Annotated in this window: 14 protein-coding genes and 1 pseudogene; 5 read left to right on the top strand and 10 right to left on the bottom strand. The window is 65.1% G+C overall.

The genetic code is table 11. The features are described from left to right. Positions 1 to 19: 19 nt before the first annotated feature. The 6 genes and pseudogenes from IPP90_02635 to IPP90_02660 all read right to left on the bottom strand — a co-directional run bounded on the left by IPP90_02635 (position 20) and on the right by IPP90_02660 (position 10886). Entirely contained in the window at positions 20 to 1807 is a 1788-nt protein-coding gene (locus IPP90_02635) for a Mur ligase (GenBank protein ID MBL0169614.1), read from the bottom strand. Continuing rightward, positions 1767 to 4621 (bottom strand): annotated as a pseudogene (gene cphA / locus IPP90_02640) (cyanophycin synthetase). The gene IPP90_02635 and the pseudogene cphA overlap by 41 nt, the downstream one beginning before the upstream one ends. A gap of 6 nt (positions 4622 to 4627) precedes the next feature. Continuing rightward, entirely contained in the window at positions 4628 to 5446 is an 819-nt protein-coding gene (locus tag IPP90_02645; protein MBL0169615.1) for a cyanophycinase, read from the bottom strand. 87 nt (positions 5447 to 5533) lie between these two features. Further along, positions 5534 to 6019: a hypothetical protein gene (locus tag IPP90_02650; GenBank protein ID MBL0169616.1), complete on the bottom strand. Its 486-nt coding sequence runs from the start codon at positions 6017 to 6019 to the stop codon at positions 5534 to 5536. Positions 6020 to 6172: 153 nt separating this feature from the next. Beyond that, positions 6173 to 9064 carry a peptidase gene (locus IPP90_02655; GenBank protein MBL0169617.1) on the bottom strand — a complete coding sequence of 964 codons (2892 nt, stop codon included), beginning with the start codon at positions 9062 to 9064 and terminating at the stop codon, positions 6173 to 6175. A 157-nt stretch (positions 9065 to 9221) separates the two neighbouring features. Then, a complete protein-coding gene (locus IPP90_02660) occupies positions 9222 to 10886 on the bottom strand; it encodes an amidohydrolase (protein MBL0169618.1) in 1665 nt (554 codons plus the stop codon). Between the two features lie 92 nt (positions 10887 to 10978). On the opposite strand from IPP90_02660, the gene IPP90_02665 reads away from it, so the two are divergent. From IPP90_02665 to IPP90_02675, 3 genes are all read left to right on the top strand, one after another. Next, entirely contained in the window at positions 10979 to 11695 is a 717-nt protein-coding gene (locus IPP90_02665; GenBank protein ID MBL0169619.1) for a TVP38/TMEM64 family protein, read from the top strand. A gap of 150 nt (positions 11696 to 11845) precedes the next feature. Then, complete coding sequence (locus tag IPP90_02670; GenBank protein ID MBL0169620.1) at positions 11846 to 12439, top strand: HNH endonuclease; 594 nt, start codon at positions 11846 to 11848, stop codon at positions 12437 to 12439. Between the two features lie 92 nt (positions 12440 to 12531). Continuing rightward, positions 12532 to 13374 (top strand): zinc metalloprotease HtpX, encoded by an 843-nt coding sequence (locus IPP90_02675; GenBank protein MBL0169621.1) that lies wholly within the window; start codon positions 12532 to 12534, stop codon positions 13372 to 13374. Here IPP90_02675 and IPP90_02680 read toward each other — a convergent pair. Both IPP90_02680 and IPP90_02685 read right to left on the bottom strand, forming a co-directional pair. After that, positions 13371 to 13697 carry a (2Fe-2S) ferredoxin domain-containing protein gene (locus tag IPP90_02680; protein ID MBL0169622.1) on the bottom strand — a complete coding sequence of 109 codons (327 nt, stop codon included), beginning with the start codon at positions 13695 to 13697 and terminating at the stop codon, positions 13371 to 13373. The genes IPP90_02675 and IPP90_02680 overlap by 4 nt on opposite strands. 89 nt (positions 13698 to 13786) lie before the next feature. Further along, positions 13787 to 14932, bottom strand: a complete 1146-nt coding sequence (locus IPP90_02685) for a hypothetical protein (GenBank protein MBL0169623.1) — start codon at positions 14930 to 14932, stop codon at positions 13787 to 13789. A gap of 47 nt (positions 14933 to 14979) precedes the next feature. Here IPP90_02685 and IPP90_02690 point away from each other — a divergent pair, with 47 nt between their 5' ends. Together IPP90_02690 and IPP90_02695 are read left to right on the top strand one after the other, a co-directional pair. Beyond that, the gene (locus IPP90_02690) at positions 14980 to 15882 is read left to right on the top strand and encodes a sulfurtransferase (protein MBL0169624.1); all 903 of its coding nucleotides are present in this window, start codon (positions 14980 to 14982) and stop codon (positions 15880 to 15882) included. Next, positions 15879 to 16358, top strand: a complete 480-nt coding sequence (locus IPP90_02695; protein MBL0169625.1) for an OsmC family protein — start codon at positions 15879 to 15881, stop codon at positions 16356 to 16358. Before IPP90_02690 ends, IPP90_02695 begins: the two co-directional genes overlap by 4 nt. Positions 16359 to 16400: 42 nt before the next feature. Here IPP90_02695 and IPP90_02700 read toward each other — a convergent pair whose 3' ends face one another. After that, a complete protein-coding gene (locus IPP90_02700) occupies positions 16401 to 17186 on the bottom strand; it encodes a HEAT repeat domain-containing protein (GenBank protein ID MBL0169626.1) in 786 nt (261 codons plus the stop codon). Continuing rightward, on the bottom strand, positions 17183 to 18886 hold the full coding sequence (locus tag IPP90_02705; protein ID MBL0169627.1) for a HEAT repeat domain-containing protein: 1704 nt from the start codon (positions 18884 to 18886) through the stop codon (positions 17183 to 17185). Before IPP90_02705 ends, IPP90_02700 begins: the two co-directional genes overlap by 4 nt. Positions 18887 to 18888: the final 2 nt, after the last annotated feature.

Raw genomic sequence — 18888 nt, forward strand, 5'->3', positions numbered from 1 at the left:
ACGCGTGTCGCCGACGACGCTACGTCGTCGGCAGCCCGTCGCCCGCGTTCCATCCGCTGGCCGCCAACTGGTCCATTAGCGCGAGAACGCGGGCGCGCTCAACATGAACGCCCAGCACCAGCACATCACCAGCGCGCGACCAGACCAGTGCATCGCGCACCCCGGACAGCTCGCTGTCGGCCATCCCCACCGCGTCCGGCGCGGCCCCGGCCTCCATCAGGGCGGCCATGAGAACGGCTGACACTTCGCCGGGTTGGCGACCGCGCAACATGGCCGTCATTTCCTTGATGATCACGCGATCGAATCGCTGCGTCTGCCACGCGGCGGCGGCAAGCGCGTGCAATTGCGCGTTGTCCCGGTTGCCCGCCTGCCCCAGCAGCAGCAGCCGGCGACTGGCGGGCATGGTGGCGGCTGTCCGGCACAGCGACGCCATGCCGTCGGGATTATGGGCGTAATCCATGACCACCGTGATCCCGCCGATGGAGCGAATCATCAGCCGGCCCGGATTGTCGGACGCCGTCGCACCGAATGACGCCAGGGTGTCACGAATAGCGGTAACCGGCACGCCCACCACGCTTGCCAGCACGGCGGCCGCGGCCGCGTTCGCGATGTTGTGTCGTGCGTTGCCGTCGAGCGTGATGGGCATTCCCCGCACCGCACCCAGCGTATGCCATGTGCCGCGACACTGCAGCCAGAGCTCACCATCGCGCACCGTGGCCGCGTGCGTGTGCGGACTCGTGTGGTGCGTAAGCGCGTGATTCGTCACGCTGAACCAGGCAACCGCCCGGCCCAACTGCGCCGCCAGTACCACCAATGAGGGGTCGTCGGCATTGAGCACCAAAGGGGCCTCGACACGAAGCGCGCGCGCGACGATTGACTTGACCTCCGCGAGATCGGCCAGCGTCTCCACGCCATACTCGCCGAAATGATCAGCCGAGATGTTGGTGATCACCGCCCCGTGCACCAGGTTCAATGCGAGTCCACGCCGCAACATGCCGCCCCGCGCGGTCTCCAACACGGCAGCCTCCACTCGGGGATGGCACAGCACACGGCGCGCGCCGGAAGGACCGGTATAGTCGCCGGCCTCCAGTTGATCCGCACCGACCCACACGCCGTCGCTGCAGGACCAGCCGGTGACCTGGCCGTTCGCTCGCCACATCGCCGCGACCAGTCGCGTGGTGGTCGTCTTGCCATTCGAGCCGGTCACCAGGGCCACCGGGACATCACGCACCGCGTCCCAGCTGTCGTCAAATTCCGCGGAGTCGTCCAGCGCGGTGTCTGAATGCACCACCGCCCGCACGCCAACGCCACTTCCCACCGAACACCCGTCGTCATCGAGCGAGAATGACAACGCGCGTTCGTGCGCGTGTTGCGCAATGGCGACCACGTGCGGCAACGCCTGACGTTCGCGCGTGTACTTCTCGCGAAGCACGGGAACTGCGTCAGGCGTATCGAGTTCGGCGATCACGGCTTCGGCCGCCACCCAGGCGTGTTCCGAGAGATCCGTGGCCGTAAGCAAGCCGTCGAGTGGTGCCGTAAGAAAGAGACTGGCACTCTGACTCGACACGCGTGTCGCGCAGTCAGTGTCCGTCCAGCCCAGAGCGGCGGCGAGGCGCCTGACCTCCGTCGGCCAGGCCTCCACGGCGCGAGCACCGGCAGCATGCTGACAGGTGACGTCGAGCACGGCACCGGCGCGTTCACTGAAGAAGTTCGGTCCGAACAACCGGCGCGAGTCGAGAATCGAAGGCGCCAGATACTCCGGCTGGTCAGTCACCGGATTCCGGAGCCAGTATGACACCGCGCTCATCGCGCACCAATACGACCTCGTCGGGTGCCACGTTCCATCGTTCGGATGGTGCCACCGGCGCACTCGCCGACTTGGCCGGCGCCGCATCGTCCGCCGGCGACTCCTCGTGTACCGCCTGCCGCGGGACCGCGCGTGCCGCACGGGGCGACGGCGCCACACGCGCCGATTCGCCGGGATGGAAGTTGATGATCTGCTTCCAACCTCGCGCCAGCGCATCGGCGAAGATCAACAGCAGGTCGCCCGCACGCGCCATCGACAGCGCCGCCTCGATGGCCTGCTGTTCATCCACCACCATCGCGATGTGCTCATCACCGATGCCACCGGCCTTGAGTCCCTGCACGAGCATGCGCGGAATCTCGTCGTCGCCGCGACCGCGCAGGGAGTCATCCCGTCGGCAGATATAGTGGTCGAAGCGCGCATTGGCGGCTGCCGTGGCAATGGCCATGATGTCCTCATCACGACGGTCGCCCGGAGCCGACAGCACGCACAGTCGACGCCCGGTCGGCGTCATGCGGTTCACCAGCTGACACAGGGCTTCGACCGCGTGCGCGTTGTGTCCGTAGTCGAACAGCACCTTGAACGGATGCTGGTCGTACACGTTCAAGCGACCCGGTGCCTGGAAGAACGTGGTGTCGAAGGTGCGGAGTCCGTGACGGATGTCCTCCAGTCGCACCCCCATGGAAAACGCCATCGCGGCGGCGAACATGGCGTTCTGCACATTGAACGTGGCGCGCCCTTCCAGCGTGGCGGGAATGAGATGCGTCCACAACAGGGAATGTGGGCTCCCCGATCGTATATCGTGATCATCTCGCCGTTCACACCGGCCTCCAGCGCGATGGCCCGGCCTCCGGCACGAATGTGCTCGCGTACCAGCGCGTGCGCGGGATCCATGGTCACGTAGCATACGAACTTGGCCTGCGTGAACGCCGCCATGCGCAACGTGTGCGGGTCGTCGGCATTCAGTACCGCCGTGTCCGTGGCAATCTCCACGACCGTGCGCTTCACCTCAGCCAATTGGGCCAACGTCTCGATGCCCTTCTGCCCCAGATGGTCGGGCTGGATGTTGAGCACTGCCCCCACGTCCACCTGCCGCATGGCCATGCCCGCGCGCAGCAGCCCCCCACGTGCCGTTTCCAGCACGGCCACTTCCACCGCCGGATCGCTCAGCACGATGCGCGCCGAGGTTGGACCGGTCATGTCACCTTCCACCGTGCGCTGGCCGTCGATGTACACACCATCGGTGGTGGTGAGTCCGACCCGCTTGCCCGCCAGCTTGTGGATGTGCGCCAGCAGCCGCGCGGTGGTGGTCTTGCCGTTCGTGCCCGTGAGCGCGGCAATCGGAATCGTGCTGGGCGCGTTGCGCGGGAACAGCATGTCCATGACCTTGCCGGCCACGTCGCGCGGACGCCCTTCACTGGGCGCCATGTGCATGCGAAAGCCGGGTGCGGCGTTCACTTCACAAATGGCTCCGCCGATTTCCTTATACGACTGTGTCATGTCGGGCGACAGGAAATCGACCCCGCCCACATCGAGGCCGATGGCCTGGATGGCCCGCACGGCCATCTCCGCATTGTCAGGATGCACCACATCCGTCATGTCCACGGCGGTGCCGCCCGTGGAGAGATTGGCCGTCAACCGCAGATAGACATCCTCGCCCGGCGATGGCACGGTGCTGCCGGTGTACCCCTGCTTGGCCAGCAAGCCCACGGCCTGTTCATCGAGTTCCAGTTGCGTGAGCACCTTCTCGTGGCCGATCCCGCGTCGCGGATCGAGGTTCACGATGCCGATCAGTTCTTCAATGGTGTGCACGCCGTCACCCGTCACCTTGCCGGGTTCACGCTTGCTGACCGCCACCAGTTCGCCGTTCACCACCAGCATGCGGTGATCGTGACCCGTGATGAAGCTCTCCACAATCACGCTGCGCGAAATTTCCTGAGCGCGCTTGAAACCAGCCACCACTTCGTCGGGTGTCGCGAGGTTGACGGACACGCCTCGGCCATGGTTCCCATTGTACGGCTTGGTCACCACGGGATAGCCGATGCGCTGCGCCGCGCTCACGGCGCGTTCCGCCGTCTGGACCAGCCGCTGCTTGGGCACCGGCAGGCCCAGATTGGCCAGAATGCGATTGGTCTCTTCCTTGTCCGACGCCAGTTCCACCGCGATGTGCGAGGTTCGGCCGGTGATGGTGGCCTGAATGCGTTGTTGATTGCAGCCGTAGCCCAGTTGTATGAGGCTCTGCTCGTTGAGACGAATCCACGGGATATCCCGTGACTCCGCCGCGTGCACGATGCTTGCGGTACTCGGCCCCAACGCCCGACGTTGCGCATAGCGAATGAACGCATCGCGACGCTCGGCCAGATCGAATGTCGGATTTTCGCCGGGCGGTCTCAGTTCCGGCGGCAGCAGATGATGCAGCAGATCCAGCGCCACCTCCGCCGCCTCGAGTCCGACATCCTCCTGCTCGTACTCGAATACCACATCATACACGCCCGGCTGGTCCGTTTCGCGCGTCTTGCCGAATGTGACCTTGACACCAGAAACGTTCTGCAATTCGATGGCCACGTGCTCCAGCACGTGACCCAGCCAGGTGCCCTCGTCTTCCGTCATGCGTCGCACGAAACCGCCCGCCACGCCGTACGAACACCCGTGCTCCTTCAATCCCGGCAGCGCCGTCAACAGTGACTCGATGAACGCATCACCAAGCCTGCGGGTCGGCCACGCCTCCAGTGCGCCAAGATCGAGCACCAGCCGGATGACCGGGAAGTGCGCGTAGTGGCTCGGCCCGACATAGACCGAGCGGTCGAGGATTTCCATTTGCGATTACCCGCCGATGACGAATGAGCTGTACTGCGCAGCGGGGGCCGCGTGTCGCGTGTGCAGATTGAACGCGGAACCCGCCCCAAGCAGGTGAATACGCGCACCGATGATGGTGATCGTGTCACCGGGTTTCGCTTCCGCCACCGACGAATACTCGATGTTGGCCGGGTCAACCACCGTCACCGCTCCGGACCCCACCACTTCCAGCGTCTCGTCAGGCGCGATGAACGCGGCCGTATCCTCATCGACACCCAGTCCAATGCAGAACGGGTTGTACGACAGCGCCGTGAGCAGCCGACCCATGCGGTCGCGCTGCCGGAAGTGCTGATCGACGATGATGCGATTCGTCAGTCCGAGACCGGCGCACATGGTGACCATGCCGGCGCGCGGCGTGCTGCCTTCCTCGCCGAACGCGATCATGTGCTCGCTGAGGTACGCGGCGCCGGCGCTGGTGCCGGCGATATGCACCCCTTGCTCGTTGCGAACACGCAGCAACTTCGCGACCGGTGTGCCGCCAAGAATGGTCGACAGTTTGAGCTGGTTCCCACCGGTGAGGAAGACGCCCGTAGCGTCCCCCAGCCAATCCAGCCAGTCGGCATCATCGCAGTCGCTGCGTCGGTCAAAATTGAAGGCCTTGACCTGTTTCACCCCGTGCCGCTGAAATACGCGCTCGAAGAACGTGCCCATATCGGGCTCGTTGGACGCCGTGGGAATGACCGCGATGCGCGCCGCGGTGCCACCGCTCAGCGCGATGAAGCGTTCAAGAATGACGGGGGCAAGGAGCTTGCCCCCGATCGGAATGATCCAGCCGCGCATGGTCATGTGGGTCGCGAACGGAAGGTGACAGGGTCTGTTACCAAGCTAACGCCGGCCAGGGCCGACGGGTAACGTTCGCGAGGCCAGACCGGGCTACTTCATACCGTCCTTTTTCGGCATGACGCAGCCGGCCTCGAGGACGTCGAATTTCTCGTGCAGCGCCTTCATGGCGTCCTTGAGCTTGCCGTCCTCGGCTTTCGCGGCGACCAGGTCCGCCACACCCTGCGTTTCAGCTGGCAGTGCGGCCGCGGTGGCCTTGAGCTTGGGAGAATCGCATCCCTTCGGGGCGGTCGAACCGGCAAGCGCCTTTGCCGACGCCACCATGTCTCCGATCTTCGCCCGGGTCGGTGCCAGGTCGCCCTTGTCCTTGGCCGGATGCCAGGTGGCCATCATCAGCATGTGGTAGGCGTCCAGTTCCTTCCACGGACTCATCGCGTGGTTCATCTCCTGCTCCATCTTGGAGTGATCCATTTGCTCCATCTTGGCCTTGTCCATCCCGCCGGTCTTGACCGGTGGCTGCTGGGCGGAAGCGGTAGCGGCCGTCAGAAGAAGTGCGGCGGTGAGAACTCGAATCGTCATGGTTCGGTCGGATTTGGGGATGATCAGCGGCGTCGGCGCCGCAGGGTGTTCAGGTCTGTACCCCGGACAAACTCAGCAAGTTCGTCTCGGAAAACAATGAAGCGATGGGCAGGTCTGCCCATCGCTTCATGTGACTTCACGTGGTGTGGCCCGTTACGGCGTGATGACGGGTTTCTGTGGCACGTTGTAGATGCTGTTGAAGAGCATCTTGAAGGTGCCGTGCGGCTGTCCACGGAACGTGATTTCGGGACCGAACAGGAACAGCGAACCGCGCCCGAGCGATGCCTCAACCGCCGTCACACCGCCCTGCAGATAGTTCTGCCCCCACGCCCAGCCGCTGCGCAGTGGTGTGGCCGTATCGAACCACGCCACGGGGCGCACGCCACGGGCCGCCGCGTCGGGCGCCAGTCGGAACACGGGACTGTTGTTGAAGAACATGTCCGTGTGACCCTGCATGCCGAGCGCAGACGATGCGGTCGAGTCAGTCGCAATGCGCAGGACCGATCCCGGCACGTAGAACTTGTCTGACCCCAGATGCACATCTGACTCACCTGGCTTCTTGTCCACCAGGTAGTCGCTGATCGGGAGGCCCAGTTGCTGGCCGATACGCGCCGAGTTGCCGGCCGCGACGACGATTCCTCCTGCCTCGACGAATTTCCTGATATTCGCCAGCGCCGTCGCACCTGTACCCGTGCCGGTGTTCACGTCACACAGACTGCGAAGATCAGGGTCCGTTGACGGAGTCGCTGCGGCATCGCCGCCACCGCCACCACCACCACCGCCGCCGCCACGGCCTCCACCGCCGCCGCCGATGTTCCCATCGGATGGCAACACGATCACGTCATACTTGGCCTTGAGATCGGTGTCATCAAACCCCGCACCGCACACCACCTTGAACGGAAACTCAAAACGCTCCAGCAGGTACCGCGTCCACCCGGACGACATCGAGCCGGTTTGCGTGTCCCACAGCGCGATGCGTTTGGCGGTCAGTTTGGTGGAACTCGCGTCCGGACGCGCGCTGGTGCCTTCCATGCTGACGCCAAGGTCCTTCGCGGCCGACATCAGCGCCGGCGTCGTGGTGGCGCTCGCGGTCACATAGAACGACCCGGCGCCGAAGGTTTTTCCGTTCGCCGTCATGGGACGTGCCAGACGGAACACGTCCCCGTTCGCCTTGATCGCGCGATTGGCGACCGTGAAGGCATCGTTGACGCTCCCGGAGATGAGATAGCCGGTGGCCCCACTCGCACCGGCCACGGTACCCGCCAGCGGGTCCGCCAGACCTCTGATGCTCTCGAACGGTCCCTTGACATCATCCATGAAGCGATCGAACTGCACGCCCATCTGATACGCCAGCGTCCAGCCGGCATTGTCGTACGGACGCTTGGGGATACCACGTTCGTCCATGTCGTTCGGATGGTCCTGTGGCTCGAACTGATCGATGATGTGAGCGCGTCCCGACTGCGCCGAGTGGATCACGTACGAACCGGCGCCATAGCTCTTCCCATTCGTCGTGAATGGCGCGGTCGCCCGCTGCACGTCGATGCCGATATAGCGCAGGGTGTTGACGAACTTCGTGGCCGTCGCGAAGTCGGGCTGGGTCACCGGAATCACATAGGCGCGTGGATCACGCCGCGCGGGATCCTTGAACACCGCGTTGTATTGGGCAACTGACATCGTGGGTCCACCCCGCCCACCAAAGCCGGCGTCCGGTGAATCTCCCCCGGCCGGCGCGCCCGCTGCGCCGCCGCGACCACCACGCCCGCCGCCCGCCGCTCCAGTGGCACCAAGGCGCATCGCGGTATCCGCACGGGCCATGTCTTCGTTGGAGATGGTCCAATGATCGGTGCTGCCGCGGGCGATTTGATTCGCACCCATGCGGTAGATGTTGAACAGGAACTGATCTTTGTAGCGCGACGCCAAGTCGAGAATGGAGTAGTTGGCCGTCACCGAATAGTCGATGGACTGACGGAAATGCCATTCCTGCGGAGCAATGGGCGCGGGCAGGTCGCCGCGCGGCAACATCTGACCAAGCACGATCGGAATCGAGGAAGGCGTCGGGCTGCCGATGATCTCGGTGAGGATGCCGATGATGTTCTGGAAATACGCCGTGGTGCGCAGTCCGCCGTTCCACCACGTGGAGTAGCTGGACCCCGAGCGCATGGTGAAGCCCGGCTTGTTCTCCTGCAGGAAGCGCTGGTGCATCGCCGCGCCAACCATGTCGAGTCCCATCACGATCATGGGATCGAAGTTGTAGTTGAACGGATCGCGAAACGGCGGCGAGAAGATCACCGTGCCCGCCGGTCCCGTCTGGTGGTGATTGTACATGATCTGCGGCAGCCATTCCCAGTACATGAGTTTGTTCATGTTCTGGGACTCCGGCAGGTTCGACATGTAGAAGTCGCGGTTGTTGTCGTGCCCCGCGTACTTCTCGTACAGCCGCGTCGAACACGGACCACGACGCTGCTCCGGGACCGGATTCTGCATGTAGCACTTGGCCACCATCTGCATGCCGTCCGGATTGGCGTGCACCATCACCGTGATCACATCCTTGAGGATGCGCATGGTCTCTTCATCCGTCCGGCTGACGAGCTGGTAGCTGGTTTCCATGAGCTGGTTCGCGCCTACCACTTCCGTGGCGTGCAGTCCGCCGTCAATCCAGACAACGCTCTTGCCTTCCTTGGCCAGCGCGCGCGCCTGCTCGTCGGTGAGTCCCTGGGCCGCGTGCAGCCGTTGCGAGATTTCCTTGTAGCGCGCGAGCTTGGCGAAGTTTTCCGGCGCCGTGATGATGGCCGCGAAATGCGGACGACCCTCGCCGGTCTTGCCGATTTCCATCACCTGCATCCGATTCGACTCGCCGTCAATCTTTTTCCAGTACGCCATGAACTGGTCGTACGTGGGCAGGAAGTAGTCGTCGCCGATGTTGTGGCCGAGGAACGCCTTTGGCGTCGTAACGTTGGCTTGGGCCTGGGCGGCGGGCGCCGCGAGCGTGGCCAGCAGGAGCGGCGTGGCAATGCTGCGCCAGACGCCAGAAATCCGCGAAGACATCCGAAAGACCTCCAAATCGGGTAGGGGGAGCCGCCGTGCGGGCAGCACTACAAAGTACGGCTGGACCGGGGCCAGCGCTGGGCGACCCGGCGCGCGCGCCGGGTCCGGGTCCTGCCGGGAGAGGTCGACCAATGGCCTCCTCAATGCGTCGTCGGTCTCACTTCCGCTCAAACACCACGCGGCCGCCCACCACAGTCAGCATTACGTGCGCCTCGCGAATCGACTCCGGCGCCATCGTCGTCAGGTCGCGATCGACCATCACCAAGTCCGCCAGCATGCCGGCGCGCAGCACGCCCAGCTTGTCATCCTGAAAGCCCGCATACGCCGACCCGTGGGTGTACGCGCGCAGCGCCTCCTCCACCGCAATCTTCTGCTCGGGCACCCATCCGCCGGGCGTCCGGTCGTCAAGCGTCCGGCGCGTGGCAGCCGCGTAGATCCCCTCCAGCGGCGTCGGCGGTGCGACAAACCAGTCGCTGCCAAAGGCCAGCGTGGCCCTGGCATCAAGGAGCGAGCGCCACGCGTATGCCCCCTTGGCCCGCGTGGGGCCGATCACGTTCCCCGCCCACCGACCGTCGTCAATGGCGTGATACGGCTGCATGCTGGCGATCACGCCCAGCGCGCCGAATCGCGGAATGTCGGCGGGATCAATATGCTGCGCATGCTCGATGCGGAAGCGCCGATCGCGGGCCCCATTCTCCTTCGCCACCCGCTCGAAGATATCCAGTTGGGTGCGCATCGCACGATCGCCGATGGCATGCACCATCACCTGGAGTCCGGCCGCATCGGCCGCCTTGGTCCACGCGTACAGACTGTCCGGCGATGTCACGAAAAACCCGCTGTCCCTGGGCGAGTCCGCGAACGGCGCCAGCATTGCCGCCGTATGCGACCCCAGCGATCCGTCCACGAATCCCTTCAGCGCGCCGACGCGCAGCCAATCATCACCTCGCCCGTTCTGCGTGATGTCATCGCGCAGCCGCGCCCAGTCGGACAGCGGCACCTGCGCAACGATGCGGGTCCGCAGTTTCCCGGCACGGTTCGCGCGACGAAAGGCCGTCAGGTCTCCCCACCCACCCATGTGATGCACACTTGTCACGCCACGCGCCGCGACGTGCGTCATCGCCGTGTCGAGCGCCCGATCCCACTCGGCGTCACTCCGCGGCGGCTGCACGGCATCGACCAGCGATTGCGCGTTGTCTTTCAAGATGCCGGTGGGCTCCCCGGCGACATCCCGCACGATGGTGCCGCCATCAATGTCCTTCGTTGCTCGATCGATCTTGGCTGCGGCCATCGCCAGCGAATTGGCGAGATTCATGTGCCCGTCCAGTCGATTGATCCACACCGGATTGTCCGGCGTCACCGAATCGATCCAGCCCCGAGACGGCAGTTCTCCACCCCAGTTGGTGTGATCCCAGTCGCCGTTGCGAATCCACGTGCCCTTGGGGAGCGTTTTGGCAAATGCGGCAATGCGCTGTATGAACTCCGCGCGGGTCTTCGCGTCGCGCAATTGCACCGATGCCAGGGCAAAACCGCCGTCGTTGAAATGCACATGGCTATCGATGAAGCCGGGCGTGACCATGGCGCCCTTGGCGTCAATCACGCGGGTGGTTTCCGACAGCAGCGCACGAATGGCCGCCGTGGTCCCAACCGCCGCAATCTGGTCGTCGGCGATCGCGATGGCCTCCGCCCACGGGGCAATGGAATCGCCGGTCCAGACTCGCGCATTGACGACCGCCAGCGTGACCGGGTGACGGTCGGTGCGCGCGCAGCCAACGACGGCGATCAGGGCAACGACCGAAGCGCACGCCTTCAAGAAGTTTCGCATGCGCAACCATGCGTCGGTCTCGGCGACTTCGCCAGAGCCAGGCACGACGACCAACGGTCGTGCCCGCGCCGCCGCCCTGCTACCATTCACGGATGCGTTTCGACGTCCGTTCCATTGTTCGCGCCGCAGGGATCGCCGTGCCGATCGTTTTGGGTCTGCTGCTCGGGCGATTCATTGCGCCGTGGCTCCCCGAATTCTCCGCCTGGGTGCACACATTGGGCGTGTGGGCGCCGGTGGCCTTCGTCGCGGCGTACATCGTGGTGGTAGTGTTGATGCTGCCGGCATTCCTGCTGATCATGGCCGGCGGCGCGGTGTTTGGCGTGGTGAAGGGTTCGTTGCTGGTCATGTGCGGCGCCATGGCCGGCGGGACCGTGGCCTTCCTGATTGCCCGCTATCTGGCGCGCACGCTGGTCGAGCGTCGCGTAGCCGCCAACCCGACGCTGGCGGCAATCGACCGGGTGATCGGCGAGGACGGCTTACGCCTCGTCTTTCTGTTGCGACTCTCGCCCGCCATACCGTTCGTGCTGTCCAACTACGCGCTTGGCGTCACCCGCGTTCGCCTTCGCGATTTCGTGCTCGGCACGCTTGGGCTGGCCCCCATCGTCGTCACCTATGCGGCATACGGCAGTGCATCGGGCGCCGGTCCGCGCGCCGATGGATCAGCGGCGGTTTCGCCGCTGATGCTGGGTCTGGGTATCGCCATCACGGTGCTCCTTGGGGTCGTGCTCGCACGACTGGTGCAGCGCGCGCTCCGCGAAGCGGAACTGACACGTCTCAAGCAGGTCGCGGCGGCCGCCCAGCGGCGCTAGCAGCTACTTGCGCTCGACCGCGTCGCGCACGTCCAGCAGGATCTCGAAATACAGCTGCTCGCGGCGATAGGCGAAATCCAGCGAGGCCATCTGCGCCGGGTCTTCCGTCGCCTTGGCGCGCTCGAAGGCTTCGCGGTACATCTCTTCCAGATTGGTCAGAATCCGTTCACGGGAACGCGACATGCGGAGGCTCTCGAGGGCTTGGGGCGTGAGTCGGGGCGGAACGTCGTGCGCCGCGGTGGCGCTTTCTTCCGTATCGAAGAAACGCGTCATCTTGTCGAAGAACATCCGACGGGCACGATCAGGAACGTCCACCATAGGGAGCAGGAGTGGCCGGGTGCAACGCACGTGAAACGCTCTGAAATCCTCGCCCGGGACCACTTCCGCTGCACGTACTGCGGCAGCGTGTTCGATCCGGACGACCTGAGCGTCGACCACGTCCAGCCGAAGATGCGCGGGGGCGACGGGTCTGCTGGCAACGTAGTGACCGCCTGCAGGGGCTGCAACACGGCCAAGGGCGGCCGACGGCTGGCCCGCTTTCTGGCCGAGACGCCGAACGCCCGCCGGAACTTCTTTCAGTTCGCGCGGTATGTATGGCCACGGCACTTGATCGCGGTGGCCGAGGAGCTGGCGCGCCAGGGTGTGGTGGAGCATCCTGCGGATTTCGTGGAGGGGGTCCGGAAGCTGCGCAGCTCCGAGGCCATCGCGATCTACATGAAGGCGATCGACCCCGCGGCAGATTGACTGCTGCGGGGTCGACTCGCAGGCCATGCCGACGTGTACGGTCACCACCAACGTCACTTCGCGTCCGCGTCCGGACGCTGTGGAGTCGCGCGATGAACAACCTGAAGGTGTTTGTGCTGATGGCCGGGCTGACCGGTCTCGTGGTCGCGATCGGCCAGATGCTGGGCGGGAGTACCGGCGCGATGCTGGCGCTGGGGCTGTCAGCCGTCATCAATATTGCGATGTACTGGGGCTCGTCCACGATGGTGCTGCGCTCATATGGCGCGCGTGTGGTGAGCGTGCAGGACGCCCCGGAGCTGTATGGGATGGTCGACCGACTGCGCCAGCGCGCGGGGCTTCCCATGCCCGTGGTGGCCATCGCGCCGCAGGAACAGCCCAATGCGTTTGCCACAGGGCGCAACGCGGATCACGCGGTGGTGTGCGTGACCGAGGGCATTCTGCGTGCGCTCTCGCCCGAAGAACTCGAGGGCGTGCTCGCGCACGAACTGGCGCACATCAAGAATCACGACATGCTGCTGTCCACCATCGCCGCGACAATGGCCGGTGCCATCAGCAACCTGTCGCACATGGCGTTCTTTCTGGGCGGGCGTCGCGACGACGACGACGGTGGCCATCCGATCGTGGCCATTGCGATGCTCATCATCGGACCGATGGTCGCCATGCTGATCCAGTTCGCAATCAGTCGACAAAGGGAATTCACGGCCGATGCCGTCGGCGCACAGATTTCCGGTAAGCCGCTGGCACTGGCCAGTGCGCTGCAACGGCTCGAGTCGGCTGCCAGGCGCATTCCCATGAGTGTGTCGCCCGGTGCCGCCTCCCTGGCCATCGTCAACCCGCTGGCGGCCTTCAGTCTGCGCGGTGCCCAAAAATGGTTCAGCACGCACCCACCCACCGAAGACCGTGTGGCCGCGCTGCGGGCCATCGCCGCGGCCTAAGTCGCTGGCGCGTCGTCCCCGTACCGGTGGAACACGGCCTCGTCGATGACGCGCCCGCCCTTGAGATGCTCCAAAACGATGCGTTCCAGCAGGGCCGGCGTGACGCCACCGTACCAGACTCCCTCGGGGTAGACCACCACCACCGGGCCGCCGGCGCACACGCCAAGGCACGGCGCTTCGCTGCGCTTGACGCGGGTGGGGCCAAACAGCAATCCCTCGCGCTGCAGTAACAGCGCCAGACGACTGTACAACACGCGTCCCTGCCGTGACGCCGAGCAGAAGCCTCCCGTGCACACCAGCACGTGGCGCGCATACGGTTCCATAACCGGCAGAATATTTGACAGACGATTCCTCCAGTGTCCGGCCGCTCGGCGGAGTGCTTCGCGGCGCGTGTGGTGGGCCGACGCCGGCCTCAGTGCCCCCGCACCAGCGCCATCACGATCTCGGCCACGATCAACACCACGATGGCGATCTCCAGTGTCTCGCTCCGGGCGGCCTGCGCCTCATCGTTGAGCATGGCGTACGTCTCTCGAAGGATGGCCAGCTTCCGATCGATGCCGGTACGCCAGGCTCGTCCACGAAAGATCTCCAGGGCCGCCGAGTACACGCGGGCCAGATACACGTCATCGGTAAGTTTGAGCGCGTTCTCCACGTGTTCGATCACCTCCGTGGTATCCGCAACCACCGACTGCAGGCGCGACAACAGCGCGGCGAACCGACGGCCAGGAAACACCGACCACTTCTTGCGCGCCGCTTCGATCGCGTCATACATCTGTGGCAACTCGCCATCGAGAATGGCGTCGTAATACCGCAATTCCAGCAGTTGGGCATTGGCGAACTCCAGCAGATACTCTACATCGGTGTCGTGCTCGCCCGGCTCGACAACCAGTGCGTTCTCCCAGGTCAGAATGGCAATGTCATCACCGTAGTACGAGAACCGGTGCGGCAGCAGTTCGCGCCGCGCCTCTGCCGTCAGCGGGCGTGTTTCGCCCAACAGCAGCGGGACCACGTCCAATGCGCCAATGGTGTCGGCCCGCGCCGGCGAACCATCAGCGTGTTCGGCCCGGGTGATACGAAATACGGTGTAATCCTCCCGCACCGCCGCCAGCATCGGGCGTTCGACCGCCAGGGCCATGCGGTCGAACAACTGCTTCAGGTGCAGGTCGATGACCGCCGCGACCGCCTCGTGTTCGTCGACCGCAACCCCGAACCGGGTGAAGTCCGGCCACGACAAATCCGAGGGCATCGCCACCCGCAGGCGCAGCGACACGACGCCGAAATCGAAGATCCGCGCCGAGATCTCGGTGGAATGGGGCCGTCCATCGATGAGGAGGGCCTCGGTGCCCAGCAGCACCGTCACTGGCGGATTGCGGATCTGAAGCGCCTGCGCCTCGCCCCGCACCGGCCGTACCCGCTCCGGCGCGCTGGTTGCCAGCAGCTCGAGCGCGCCGGCCAGATCGATGGCGTAGCCGACATCGAACAGCCGATAGACGATCGTGGCGCCGGAGAGGCGAAGCGCGCCACGCGCCGCAACAGGATCCGGAACGTCCATTGTCATGACAGGAACGTATCGCGAAACCGCGGCCGACGCGCTAGCGTCAACGGATGACACCGTCCGCCATTCCGGGGCTCCCCGAACCCGCCATCGTCGCCAAAGGCTATGCACATCCGGAGCGACTCGTGTCCACCGAGTGGCTCGCCCACCACTTGCACGATCCGTCGCTGCGGCTGATCGAGTGCAACGAAGACGTGCTGCTCTACAGCGTGGAGCATATTCCGGGCGCGCAGAAGCTCGACTGGCATATCGATCTCAACGATGCCGTCGAGCGCGACTACATCGATCAGGCGGCGTTTCAGCGTTTGCTGCGCGAGCGTGGTATCGACGAGTCGACCACCGTGGTGTTGTACGGCGACAAGAGCAACTGGTGGGCCACGTACGCATTCTGGGTCTTCCGGCTGTTCGGCTTTGAGAATGCCGTCGTGCTCGACGGTGGTCGCGCGAAGTGGCTGGCCGAGAACCGCATCACCACCACCGACATCCCGGCGTTTCCCCCCAGCGCCTATGTGGCCCCGCCGCGCATCGATGCCGCCATTCGCGCGTTCTTCGCTGACACGCGGGAGCACCAGCAAGCCGGTCAACCGATGATCGATGTGCGGTCGCCGCAGGAGTACACGGGTGAAAAGCTGCACATGCCCGACTACCCGCAGGAAGGCACGTTGCGTGGTGGGCACATCCCGGGCGCGCGCAGCGTACCTTGGGGACGCGCGGCCGCCGCCGACGGCTCGTTCAAACCCATCAACGAGCTGCGGGCGATCTACGAAGGGGAGGCGGGACTATCGCCGACCGACGATGTCGTGACGTACTGTCGCATCGGCGAACGCTCGTCGCACACGTGGTTTGTGTTGACGTACCTGATGGGCTATCCCAATGTGCGCAACTATGACGGGTCGTGGACGGAGTGGGGTAACGCCGTGCGCGCCCCGATTCGCAAAGGAGAAATACCGTGAGTCAGGAACTCGAGAGCGAGCTGAAGCTGCAGGACACAACCTCCATGCCAGTGGTCGGCAAGCCGCCGGCCAAGGTCCACGTGTCCTGGGTCGGCGAACATCGCTTTGACGGCGCCCGCACCTCGGGGAGTCCGTCTATTCGCATGGACTCCAGCGGCCTGACAGGACCGTCGCCAGTGGACACCCTGCTGTGCGCGCTGGCCGGATGCATCGGCGTCGACGTGGTCGACATTCTGGCCAAACGTCGCACGCCGGTGGTGGCGCTGTCCCTCGATGTCGTCGGCGAACGCTATGCGGGCACACCAGGGCGCGTGACCAGAATCCTGCTGGACGTCAAGGTGGTCGGTGCCGATATCGATCGCGTACACGCCGAGCGGGCGATCGAGTTGGCGGTCACGAAGTACTGCTCCGTGCGCGACTCACTCGATCCGAATTTGCCAATCGAGTGGACGTTGGAGTTGAACGGCGCGCGATAGCCCCCGGCGGGGACGGTCGTCAGACTACCGTCCCGGCCAGAGCTACCGTCCCAACCGTTTCTCCACCCATGCCACGGCACGCGGATCCTTGCTCTGCACCAGCCAGAACACTGCCGTCTTCCGCAGTTCCCGGTCCGGCAGCGACTCGGCCATCTTGAGCAAGGCCGGCACGGCTTCGTCGGATGGCCGACGTGACAACGCGAAAATCGCCTGCTTTCGAACCTCCCGATCACCCGGTTCATAGGCGATCGAGTCGAGCGTCTGCGAAATCTTGTCGCCAACCACTTCACCCAACCAGTTCAGCGCGCTCGCGCGCACGTCACTGGGTCGCTGCTCGTCTTTCGCAATGCGCAGCAGCGTCGACGACGCGTCCAACGAATCGGTGATCGTGGCCGCGGTGATGGCCCCTCGCGCGGGCTTGGCTGGGCCGGCCTCGGCCAATTGCAGCAGCCACGCGCCAGCGGCGGACGCTGCTACGTTGCCAAGATCGGTGATACCGGTGTCCGCCTTCCATCGACCGCCTACATACGTGCGAAGTTCCGTGGTTTCACCGCCTTCGCGTACCACCACCAGGCGCACCGGTCCGCGATCGCAGGTTGGTTCAACGTCCCGGAACCCACTGATGTTGCCGTTGAACGAGCCGCTGTAGCTCCCGTTGCGGGTGCGGAACCAACTCATGCCGTCACCGCAGACGCCCTCACGCGCGGCGAACGTCAGCCGCACGCGTCCCGTCTTCACGGCATTGATTCGCGACGCCAGCGACGGCTGTGCGCCGGCGGTGCTCGCGGCCAGACACGCCGCGAGCACCATCCCGCGCCAGGCGTTCATCGGTTGATGATCTCCTGCAGCAACGCGAGGGCGCGCGGATCCTTGGTGCGGGAGAGATACGTCACGGCCTGCTTGCGCAATTCCAGGTTCTTCTCGGTGCGGGCGATGTCCAGCAACTTGTCGACGCCGCCGTTCTCCTTGAGCCCGGCCAGCACCCCGATCACCTGCTTGCGGACGTCCACATCGGTCCCGCTGTCATAAATGCGGGCCAACTGCGCATTGGTGACTCCCGAGCCCTGCAGCGACCAGATGGCACTGCGACGGCTGTCCATCGACTCCTTGGGATTCTGCGCCACGTCCACCAGGAACGCGCGCGTCTCGTCGGTGCGACGCGACGCAATGATCTGCAGCACGCGCTGCTTGAAACGCGTGTCGTCGGCGCGACCGTACACGTCTTTCAGAAAGGTCATGGCATCGTCGGCCGTGCGCCCCGGTCCGGACATGAACCAGTTCAGCGCGTCGCCACGCAACTCCACCTCGGCGTTGTCATCGAGCGCAATCTCACGCAGCGTGGCGGCGGCCCGCGGCGACTTCGAGCGCGACAACGCATACACGGCCCGCTTCTGCAGGTCGAGATCTTCGCTCTTCTTGGCCAGATCGATCAGCATTGTGGTGGCTTCGTCGGTGGGCACGTTGGCCATCCAGAACACCGCCTGCTCCCGCACGTCCTTGTCCGGATCGGTCTTGGCCACATTAAGCAGAATCGACGCGGCCTCGGCCTGCTTGCGTGACGCGATCAGCCACACGGCCTGACGACGCAGGCGCTGCGTGCACGGCTCGCGGCGGGTCAGGACCCGCTTGAGCGTCGGCAACGCCTGGTCGGCATCCATCTGAGCCAGCGCGTTCAGCGCGTCCAGTCGCTCGTCATCCTGCTCGCGCGGACATCCATCACTGGTGGCGTTGCGTGCCTTGTCCGCCAGGCTGGCGATGGCGTTCTGGTCGCCCAGACGTGCCAACTGGCCTTCCACGCGCGTGCGCAACGCTGCGGCGTCTCCACGGGTGGAGGCCCGTGGGAATTTCTCCTGCTGCATCTCGAGCGCCATCAACGCCGCCGTCAAGTCTGGTTTCCCACCCATTCGTTGCAGTGCATACGCCTCGTAGTACAGCGCATCAGGTGTGTACGCCGACTTCGGATACTGATTGCGAATGCGACTGAACAGGTCGGCGGCGCGACGGTTGGCGTCACTCGACAGGGCCTTGCGCGCTTCGCGATACAGCGAATCGGCCGGATCGCTCTGCATCCACGGGGCCGGCGCCTGTGTGCGGAACGCGCTTCCGCCACTCGACCACGTCCCGCTGGGTGCGGTGCCGGCGTACGCACCGCCGTACGACTGACCGCTTCCCAGTGTGTACGCCAGAGCGTCCGCACTCATCGCTGCCGCGCGCGCCGTCAGTTCCTGCGCCATCGGCGCCAGCGCCGCCAGCGGCTCGGTGAACTGCAACGTACCGCGCAACGACTGCAACTCCATGGCTCGCGTGCTCATCGCCATCGCCTGCTGCTCGATTTCCATGCGCATCAGGTCGCTGTTCCACGCGCCGGCGATCGCGGCACGCGGCGCGGCCACCGGCGACGGCGCCGAGCGCGGAGATGCTGCGGTCGGGGGCGTGACGGGAGCGGCCGGCGTCGGTGGCGCCGGCGGCACGCGCGACTGTTGCGCCTGCGCAGTGTCAACCGACAGGATGGCACCCAGCAACAGCACGG

Source organism: Gemmatimonadaceae bacterium, assembly GCA_016720905.1.
Lineage (GTDB): Bacteria > Gemmatimonadota > Gemmatimonadetes > Gemmatimonadales > Gemmatimonadaceae > Gemmatimonas.